The organism is Pseudomonas sp. CM25 (assembly GCF_013179705.1).
Classification (GTDB): Bacteria; Pseudomonadota; Gammaproteobacteria; order Pseudomonadales; family Pseudomonadaceae; genus Aquipseudomonas.
This window is the reverse complement of the sequence record NZ_JABMCW010000227.1, coordinates 1-9,225: the sequence shown is the minus strand read 5'-3', so window position 1 is coordinate 9,225 and position 9,225 is coordinate 1. Positions and strand designations below refer to the sequence as shown.

Annotated in this window: 11 protein-coding genes and 1 pseudogene; 7 read left to right on the top strand and 5 right to left on the bottom strand. The window is 63.1% G+C overall.

Annotation, left to right across the window (positions count from 1 at the left end; translation table 11 throughout):
- Window positions 1-374 (top strand): annotated as a pseudogene (locus HP546_RS20720) (LLM class flavin-dependent oxidoreductase); the annotation flags it as partial.
- A 37-nt stretch (window positions 375-411) separates the two neighbouring features.
- On the opposite strand, the gene HP546_RS20715 reads toward HP546_RS20720, so the two are convergent.
- Window positions 412-633: a DUF1161 domain-containing protein gene (locus HP546_RS20715; RefSeq protein WP_172228927.1), complete on the bottom strand. Its 222-nt coding sequence runs from the start codon at window positions 631-633 to the stop codon at window positions 412-414.
- Between the two features lie 100 nt (window positions 634-733).
- Window positions 734-949: a dodecin gene (locus tag HP546_RS20710; protein WP_086976505.1), complete on the bottom strand. Its 216-nt coding sequence runs from the start codon at window positions 947-949 to the stop codon at window positions 734-736.
- Window positions 950-1,099: 150 nt separating this feature from the next.
- Between HP546_RS20710 and HP546_RS20705 the strand changes: the two genes are divergently transcribed.
- Window positions 1,100-1,423: a YqjD family protein gene (locus HP546_RS20705; RefSeq protein WP_172228925.1), complete on the top strand. Its 324-nt coding sequence runs from the start codon at window positions 1,100-1,102 to the stop codon at window positions 1,421-1,423.
- On the opposite strand, the gene HP546_RS20700 is transcribed toward HP546_RS20705, so the two are convergent.
- Window positions 1,420-2,316: a LysR family transcriptional regulator gene (locus tag HP546_RS20700; RefSeq protein ID WP_172228923.1), complete on the bottom strand. Its 897-nt coding sequence runs from the start codon at window positions 2,314-2,316 to the stop codon at window positions 1,420-1,422. The genes HP546_RS20705 and HP546_RS20700 overlap by 4 nt on opposite strands.
- 110 nt (window positions 2,317-2,426) lie before the next feature.
- On the opposite strand from HP546_RS20700, the gene trpB reads away from it, so the two are divergent.
- Window positions 2,427-3,644, top strand: coding sequence for a tryptophan synthase subunit beta (trpB, locus tag HP546_RS20695; RefSeq protein WP_172228921.1), 1,218 nt, complete (start codon window positions 2,427-2,429; stop codon window positions 3,642-3,644).
- Window positions 3,641-4,450 (top strand): tryptophan synthase subunit alpha, encoded by an 810-nt coding sequence (gene trpA / locus HP546_RS20690; protein ID WP_172228919.1) that lies wholly within the window; start codon window positions 3,641-3,643, stop codon window positions 4,448-4,450. The genes trpB and trpA overlap by 4 nt, the downstream gene beginning before the upstream one ends.
- Before the next feature lie 118 nt (window positions 4,451-4,568).
- On the opposite strand, the gene HP546_RS20685 is transcribed toward trpA, so the two are convergent.
- A complete protein-coding gene (locus HP546_RS20685; protein ID WP_172228917.1) occupies window positions 4,569-4,901 on the bottom strand; it encodes a DOPA 4,5-dioxygenase family protein in 333 nt (110 codons plus the stop codon).
- A 205-nt stretch (window positions 4,902-5,106) separates the two neighbouring features.
- A complete protein-coding gene (locus HP546_RS20680) occupies window positions 5,107-6,006 on the bottom strand; it encodes a LysR family transcriptional regulator (protein WP_172228915.1) in 900 nt (299 codons plus the stop codon).
- Between the two features lie 108 nt (window positions 6,007-6,114).
- Between HP546_RS20680 and betC the strand changes: the two genes are divergently transcribed.
- The 3 genes from betC to HP546_RS20665 all read left to right on the top strand — a co-directional run.
- Complete coding sequence (gene betC, locus HP546_RS20675) at window positions 6,115-7,632, top strand: choline-sulfatase (protein ID WP_172228913.1); 1,518 nt, start codon at window positions 6,115-6,117, stop codon at window positions 7,630-7,632.
- 14 nt (window positions 7,633-7,646) lie between these two features.
- Window positions 7,647-8,576, top strand: coding sequence for a choline ABC transporter substrate-binding protein (gene choX, locus HP546_RS20670; protein WP_172228911.1), 930 nt, complete (start codon window positions 7,647-7,649; stop codon window positions 8,574-8,576).
- A gap of 115 nt (window positions 8,577-8,691) precedes the next feature.
- Window positions 8,692-9,225 (top strand): SulP family inorganic anion transporter (locus tag HP546_RS20665; protein ID WP_256678510.1); only part of this gene is annotated, 534 nt, incomplete at its 3' end.

Genomic DNA, 9,225 nt, shown 5'->3' with positions numbered 1-9,225 from the left:
AGCCCTCCACCACGCTGGACAAGCCGTATGTGATGCTGGGCATTCCCATGGTGGTGGCGGAAACGGATGAGAAGGCCGAGTACCTGGCCACCTCCGTGTACCAGCGAATCCTTGCGCTTATTCGCGGCCAGAGCCTGATGCAGAAGCCGCCGGTAGAAACCATGGATGGCTTGTGGCTGCCCCATGAGCGCGATGCAATGAGCAGTTTCCTGGGCCTGGCGATGATCGGCAGCCCGCAGAAGGTGCGAGCCAAGGTGGAAGTGCTGCTGGAGCAGACCGGCGCGGATGAGCTGATCTTCACTTGTGACCTGTATGAGCATGCGGACCGCATCCGGTCCTATGAACTGTTGGCGCAGGCCCTCAAGACCGCGTGACCGTCTTCGCGGGCTTGCCCGCGAAGAAGCCAGCACATCAGCCGCGGCGGTACACAATCTCCTTGGTCCCTGCCTCGCAGCTACCGATCACCTTGCCCGCGGGGTCGCCTTTGTTGACGATCTCAAGCTTGTAGCCTTTGACCCCTTTGGCATCCAGCTTGGCCGCAATTTCCGCCTTCAGCTCTTCACACGGCTTGCCTGCTGCCAGCGCACCGCCGGCCAGGGTCATCAGGCCGAGCGCCAGAATCAGTTTGTTCATCATTCGCTTTCCTTGTGCAGATGAAATCAGAAAGGGCGCCAGCCAAGGCGCCCTCTTCGTAATACCGCATCACGCCGGAATCATCCAGCCCGCTGGTGTTTCAGCTGTTGGCAATACGGAAGCCGACCTTCAGCGTGACCTGGAAGTGCGCCGCCTTGTTGTCGCGGATGTGGCCACGGGTATCGATCACTTCGAACCACTCCAGATGCTTGATGCTCTTGCCGGCTTCGGCCAGGGCGTTGTTGATCGCATCTTCGATACTGGTGGGCGAGGACCCTACCAGTTCGATCTTCTTGTAGGTGTGATGATCGGTCATGAGTGCTCTCCTTGGATGACAGTGAGATTGAGCCTAGCAGCGCAGGCCTGGTTTACCTGCGAGCCGTCAGCAAGCGCTAAAGTTCGATCGCACTTTCCCGCAGTTGGCAGGTCGCAACCCTTACAGCCCATACTGCAAAGGAGAGTCAACATGCACCGCAACTCGCTGCGTAAAACGTCCCTGGAAAGCATGGAAGCAGAGATCGAGAGCCTTCTGAAAAGCTTGGAGAACCTCAAGCACGATGCATCGGAAGAATCCCAGAAGTCGGTGAAGGCAATCCGCAGCAACGCCGAGAGCGCCCTTCGTCATTCGCGCAGCCTGCTGAGCGACGCCTACGAGGAAGTGAAGCAACGCACCCGCCAAACCGGCATCGCCACCCGTGATTACGCTCAGGAACACCCGTACACCACCGCCGGCGTTGCCATCGGCGCCTTGGGCCTGCTGGCGGCTTACCTGCTGACCAAACGCAACTAAGCGCCTTGGCGTGCCAGCTCGGCACGCAACCACTGGGCCAACTGCTCGGCGCGCCCATCTGCGGCGCGCCTGGGCACCCACAGAGCCAGCGCCGCCGGCGTCGGTGAAAAGCCCCACGGTGCACTCAAGCGGCCCGCACGCAGGTCATCGGCGACCAGCGGTTGCGGCGCAATCGCCACACCTAGTCCGGCCACGGCAGCTTCCAGCAGGTAATACAGGTGCTCGAAGGCTTGCCCGTATTGCATGGCCGCCGGTTCCAACCCCTGTTCCAGCGCCCAGGTCGGCCAGGCCTGCGGGCGCGAGGTAGTGTGCAGCAAGGCCTCACCCAGCAAGGCCTTGGGGGGTGCATCCTGCAAACGCTCGAAGCCGGCATAACGCGGGCTGAGCACCGGCCCGATACGCTCCTCTGCCAGTACATGCACCTGCATGTCCGCCGGCCACGGCGGCTCGGCATACACAAGAAGCGCATCAAGCCCCGGTCGCCGCGGGTCGAGGTCGCCTTCACCCGCCGACAAGTGCAGGCGCAATTCGGGCAAGTCCGCCTGTAGCCGCCCAAGTCGCGGGATGAACCAGCGCGCCAGCAGGCTACCCGAGCAGCCCAGCACGAACGGGGCCTGGCTGACATCACGGCTCAGTTCGGCACACACGCTGCGCAGGCGGTCGAAGGCTTCGCCACTGGCGTCACGCAGGCGCACACCGGCATCTGTGAGTTTGATGCCGCGCCCATCCTTCACGAACAGCGCAACGCTCAGGTGCTCTTCCAGCACTTTGATCTGCCGGCTGACTGCACCATGAGTGACATGCAGCGCTTCGGCTGCCTGGCTGACGCTGTTTAGCCTGGCGGTCGCCTCGAAGGCTCGCAGGGCATTCAGGGGAGGGAGGTCGTGGGCCATGATACCTGTGAGTTTTTCTAACAAGTGTTCGCAATCTTATCGGTTTTCAGCCGGCCTTGCCCTGTTTACAGTAAAGCCCATCACTCATTCATTACGCCCTGGAGCGACCCATGACCCAGTCCCAATACCGCCCCGGCCCCGACGCCAACGGCCTGTTCGGCTCGTTCGGCGGCCGCTACGTGGCCGAAACCTTGATGCCACTGGTGCTGGACCTGGCCCGCGAATACGAAGCGGCCAAGGCAGACCCCAAGTTCCTCGAAGAGCTGGCGTACTTCCAGCGCGACTACATCGGCCGCCCCAACCCGCTGTACTTCGCCGAGCGCCTGACCGAGCACTGTGGCGGCGCCAAGATTTTCTTCAAGCGTGAAGAGCTCAACCACACCGGCGCGCACAAGGTGAACAACTGCATCGGCCAGGTGCTGCTGGCCAAGCGCATGGGCAAGAAACGCCTGATCGCCGAGACCGGCGCCGGCATGCACGGCGTGGCCACTGCCACCGTGGCCGCGCGCTTCGGCCTGCCTTGCGTGATCTACATGGGCGCCACCGACATCGAGCGCCAGCAGGCCAACGTGTTCCGCATGAAGCTGCTGGGCGCCGAGATCGTTCCGGTCACCGCCGGCACCGGCACCCTGAAGGACGCCATGAACGAGGCCCTGCGCGACTGGGTCACCAACGTCGAAGACACCTTCTACCTGATCGGCACCGTAGCCGGCCCACACCCGTACCCGGCCATGGTGCGTGACTTCCAGTCGATCATCGGCAAGGAAACCCGCGCCCAGCTGCACGAGAAGGAAGGTCGCCTGCCAGACAGCCTGGTTGCCTGCGTCGGCGGCGGCTCCAACGCCATGGGCCTGTTCCACGAGTTCCTCGAAGAGCCGAGCGTAGAAATCATCGGCGTCGAAGCCGGTGGCCACGGCGTGCACACCGACAAGCACGCAGCCAGCCTGAACGGCGGCGTGCCAGGCGTGCTGCACGGCAACCGCACCTACCTGCTGCAGGACGAAGACGGCCAGATCACCGATGCCCACTCGATTTCCGCCGGCCTGGACTACCCGGGCATCGGCCCGGAGCACGCCTACCTGCACGAAGTGAAGCGCGTGGAGTACGTCAGCATTACCGACGACGAAGCCCTGGACGCCTTCCACGCCTGCTGCCGCCTGGAAGGCATCATCCCGGCCCTGGAAAGCTCGCACGCCCTGGCCGAAGCCATCAAGCGCGCACCGAAGCTGCCCAAGGATCACCTGATGGTCGTGTGCCTGTCGGGCCGCGGCGACAAAGACATGCAAACCGTCATGAGCCACATGGCCGCCCAGGAGAAACAGGCATGAGCCGTCTTGAACAACGCTTCGCCGAGTTGAAGGCCGAAGGCCGCTCGGCACTGGTCACCTTCGTCACCGCAGGCGACCCGGGCTACGACGCCTCGCTGCAGATCCTCAAGGGCCTGCCAGCCGCTGGCGCCGACGTGATCGAGCTGGGCATGCCGTTCACCGACCCGATGGCCGACGGCGTGGCCATCCAGCTGGCAACCCTACGCGCCCTGGAAGCCGGCCAGACCCTGGCCAAGACCCTGCAGATGGTTCGCGAATTCCGGGTAGATAACCAGACCACGCCGATCGTGCTGATGGGCTACTACAACCCGATCCACCGCTTTGGCGTGGACAAGTTCGTGGAGGATGCCAAGCAAGCAGGTGTCGATGGCCTGATCATCGTCGACCTGCCGCCAGAGCATGACGCCGAACTGGCCACCCCGGCGCAGGCTGCCGGCATCGACTTCATCCGCCTGACCACCCCGACCACCGACGATGCGCGCCTGCCGCGCGTGCTGGAGCGCAGCTCCGGGTTTGTCTATTACGTGTCGGTGGCAGGTGTGACCGGAGCCGGCTCGGCAACCACCGAGCACGTCACCGAGGCCATTGCCCGCCTGCGCCGGCATACCGATTTGCCGATCAGCGTCGGTTTCGGCATTCGCACGCCAGAGCAGGCGGCGAATATTGCCCGCCTGGCAGATGGCGTGGTGGTGGGGTCGGCGCTGGTCGACAAGATTGCCCAGGCCAAGACTGCCGATCAGGCGGTGAACGAGGTATTGAGCCTGTGCTCGGCACTGGCTGAAGGGGTGCGCGGCGCCCGGCGCTGATCCGCGCCGCCTGCTTCGCGGGTAAACCCGCTCCTACAGGTCCCCACAGTTTCAGCATCTGTGCGGTCCCTGTGGGAGCGGGTTTACCCGCGAAAAGGCCGGTACAGGTTATAAAATTCTATCCACCGAAAATAGACAGCTTCAAAGGCCGCACAGCCCCCATCCAGATCGCATGATCCCGGTGGTCCGCCAGTTCATCCCCGGTTTCCGGGTGCATGAACACCACCAACCCCTTCCGGTACAGCGCCAGCCAAGGCAACACCACCCCAACCACCTCTGGCCCGAACGCCAGCTGACAGCTCCAGTCCGGGTGTGGCCCTACCGGTTTCTGGTGCATGCGCCCCATGGTCACCGGAAACAGCCGCGCCGCCTCCTCGCACAGTTCCCGGGCCTGCTCCATGGTCGATGCGTCGTAGTAAACGTGGGCGTGGTAACCCTTGATCCTCTGCACGGTAACTCCTGATTGCGGTCGAACCATCACCACCTGCCTGCAGGGGTGATGCAGTTGAAAAGGTGGGCGAACAGCTTAACTTCGTAGTCTAGATTGCCGGGGCTGCTGCGCAGCCCATCGCGACACAAGGCCGCTCCTACAGGGGCAAGCGATCTGTGTAGGAGCGGCCTTGCGTCGCGATGGGCCGCAAAGCGGCCCCGGCATCTCAAAGGCTGCGCTCATGCTCCAGCCACCCCACAAACCGGTCGATCAACGCACTACGCCGCTTGCGCGGTGGCAGCACCACATAATACCCCCGGGCCGAGCGCAAACTGCCCTCCAGCGGCCGACACAGCAGCCCTTGCTCGACTAGCCCATCCACCAGGTGCCCCCAGCCAATCGCCACCCCCTGGCCCGCAATCGCCGCCTGGATCAGCAAGGTGTAGTTATCAAATCGCAGTTGCCCCGCCGGCGGCGGGCTGGCCACGCCAAACCCGCGAAACACGCCAGCCCAATCGAACCAGCGGCTGGCCAGCTCGCCCTTCAGATGCAGCAATGGCAAACGTTGCAAAGCCACGGCCGACAAGGGTTTGCCATGAATCAGCCGGGGGCTGCAAACCGGGAACACTTCTTCATCGAATAGCCATCGGCTTTCGCCCTGGTGAAAGCGCCCGTCGCCAAACAGCACTGCCACATCGATGTCCGGGCGCAGCATGCCCTGGCTGCGCTCGCCGGTGACCAGGCTCACATCCACCTGTGGATAAGCCTGGTGAAAACGTTGCAGCCGTGGCATCAGCCAGAACGCGGCAAAGGCAAAGTCAGTGGCCACCTGCAGCACCTCGCGCTGGCCGCGCCCGCTGGCCAGGGCGATGCCGTCGTCCATGGCCTGCAGGCCCTGATGCACCTGTTCGAACAGGACCTGGCCGGCCTCGGTCAGCTCGATGCCCCGATAAATTCGGTCGAACAGGCGCGTACCCAGTTGCGCCTCCAGACGCTTTACCTGCTGGCTCACCGCCGGCTGTGTGGTGCCCAGCTCCAAGGCCGCTGCGGTGAAGCCGCGCAGGCGCGCTGCGGCCTCGAACACCCGCAGGGTATCCAGCGACACCTGCGCAAGCTGATCAAACATAAGTGTGGCTAATCCCAGTCATTGCCCGCCATGGGCTTTACCCATGTTATCCACAGTCGCATCTTGGTAGGCAAGCGATTCGCATAATCCTCAACGATGGAAGCCAGCATGACGCGCCCGAATATCCTGTTCATCATGGCCGACCAGATGGCCGCACCCTTGCTGCCGATCTACGCCCCTTCGCCAATCCAGATGCCGCACCTCAGCCGCCTGGCCGAGCATGCCGTGGTGTTCGATTCGGCCTACTGCAACAGCCCGCTGTGCGCGCCATCGCGCTTCACCCTGGTCAGCGGCCAGTTGCCCAGCCGTATCGGTGCCTACGACAACGCCGCCGATTTCCCGGCTGACGTACCCACCTATGCCCATTACCTGCGGCGCATGGGCTACCGCACGGCACTGTCGGGCAAGATGCACTTCTGCGGGCCCGACCAGCTGCACGGCTACGAGGAGCGCCTGACCAGCGATATCTATCCGGCCGACTATGGCTGGGCGGTGAACTGGGATGAACCCGACGTGCGCCCAAGCTGGTACCACAACATGGCCTCGGTGCTGCAGGCCGGCCCGTGCGTGCGCACCAACCAGCTGGATTTCGACGAGGAAGTGGTGTTCAAGGCCCGTCAGTACCTGTACGACCATGTGCGTGAAAATGATGGCCGGCCGTTCTGCCTGACGGTATCCATGACTCACCCGCACGACCCCTACACCATCCCCAAACGCTACTGGGACCGCTACGAAGGTGTGGATATCCCCATGCCAAGCGCCGAGTTCAGTCAGCAACAACTCGACCCGCACTCGCAGCGGCTGCTCAAGGTCTTCGACCTGTGGAACAAGCCGCTGCCTGTGGACAAGATTCGCGACGCCCGCCGGGCCTACTTCGGCGCCTGCAGCTACATCGACGACAACATCGGCCAGTTGCTGCAGACCCTGGAAGAATGCAACCTGGCCGACGACACGCTGATCGTGTTCTCCGGTGACCATGGCGACATGCTTGGCGAGCGCGGCCTCTGGTACAAGATGCACTGGTTCGAGATGTCGGCACGGGTACCGCTGCTGATCCACGCGCCGAAACGCTTTGCCCCCGCCCGGATCGGCGCCTCGGTCTCGACCTGCGACCTGCTGCCAACCCTGGTCGAACTGGCCGGCGGGGCTGTGGATAACCACCTGCACCTGGACGGTCGCTCGCTGCTCGGCCACCTGCAAGGGCAGGGCGGCCACGACGAAGTGATCGGCGAGTACATGGCAGAAGGCACTGTCGGCCCGCTGATGATGATCCGCCGCGGGCCGTACAAGTTCGTGTACAGCGAAGACGACCCATGGCTACTCTATGACCTGAGCCGCGACCCGAACGAGCGGGAGAACCTCACCGGCAGCCCGGACCACCAGGCGCTGCTGCAGGCATTTGCCGATGAAGCCAGGCAGCGTTGGGATATCCGCAGTCTGCGCCAGCAGGTTCTCGCCAGCCAGCGCCGACGCCGCCTGGTGGCCGAGGCATTGGCCATCGGCAAGCTGAAAAGCTGGGACCACCAACCGCTGGTGGACGCCAGCCAACAGTACATGCGCAACCATATCGATCTCGATGACCTCGAGCGCAAGGCACGTTATCCACAGCCCGCACCCATGGATTGAGAAGAGAGGCCGCCATGCACAAGTTCCCCGCCACCGTGTTAGCCCTGGCCCTTAGCCTGGCCGCCATTACGGCCAATGCCGCCGACAGCGACGCGCAATGCAGCACCGTGAAAATGGCCGACCCCGGCTGGAGCGACATCGCCACGACCAATGCCATAGCCCGCCTGTTGCTGGAAAGCCTGGGCTACCAGGTAAAAATCGACAGCCTGGCCGTGCCGATCATCTACGGCGGACTCAAGGATGGCCGGATCGATGCCTTTCTCGGCAACTGGATGCCGGCGCACCAGGGGTTCCATGACAAATTCATTGCCAATGGCGACGTGCAGCAGCTGTCGCGCAACCTGGAAGGCACCGAGTTCACCCTGGCGGTGCCCGACTATGTGTGGAACGCGGGGGTGAAGGACTTCGCCGACTTGCAGAAACATGCCGATCAGTTCGACAAGAAACTGTACGGGATCGGTTCTGGCGCGCCCGCCAACCTCTCGCTGAAGCAGATCATCGACAACAATGAATTCAATCTCGGCCAATGGAAGCTGGTGGAATCCAGCGAACAGGCGATGCTCACCCAGGTAGACCGTGCCGCCAAGAAGCAGCAGTTCATTACCTTCCTCGGCTGGACACCGCACCCGATGAACGTGAAGCTGAAGATGCATTATCTGACTGGCGGCGAAAAATGGTTCGGCAGCAAGGGCGAGGTTTTCACCCTGACGCGCAAAGGATATCCACAAGCCTGCCCGAACGCGGCAAAGCTGCTGGGTAACCTGAAGTTCACCCTGGACATGGAAAACACCATCATGGCCGAGGTTGTGGACCAGAAGATAAGTTTCGATGACGCGGCCAGGGCCTGGGTAAAGACGCACCCTGAATTGCTGGAAGGATGGCTGGCTGGGGTGACTACCAAAAGTGGCGGGGATGCTAACGAAGCAGTAAAAACCAAGCTGTAAACCAATCCTGTGGGAGCGGGTTCACCCGCGAATGCGGCAGTGAGGCTACCGACGCATTCGCGGGTGAACCCGCTCCCACAGAGGGACAGTGCAACTTAAGGAATGTGGATAACCCATGCATCGCCTCACTCACCTGCTGCCCTTCCTCTCCTGGCTCCCGCGCCAATCGGGCCGCAGCCTGCGCCAGGACCTGCTGGTAGGCCTGAGCGGTGCCATCCTCGCCCTGCCGCAGTCCATCGCCTATGCCCTGATCGCCGGCCTGCCCGCCGAATACGGCCTCTACGCCGCCATCGTGCCAGTGCTGATCGCTTGCCTATGGGGCTCGTCCTGGCACCTGATCTGCGGCCCGACTGCCGCCATTTCCATCGTCCTCTACGCCAGCATCAGCCCGCTGGCCGTGGCCGGCAGCAGCGATTACGTCACCCTGGTGCTGCTGCTGACGTTCCTCGGCGGCATCTTCCAGTTACTGCTGGGGCTGTTGCGCTTCGGCGCACTGGTCAATTTTGTTTCCCACTCCGTCGTGCTGGGGTTCACGCTCGGCGCGGCCATCGTCATCGCCCTGGGCCAGCTGCCCAACCTGCTGGGCATGAACCTGCCAAGCCAGGCCACGGCGCTGAAAACCGTGCAGGACCTGGCCAGCCATGCCGGT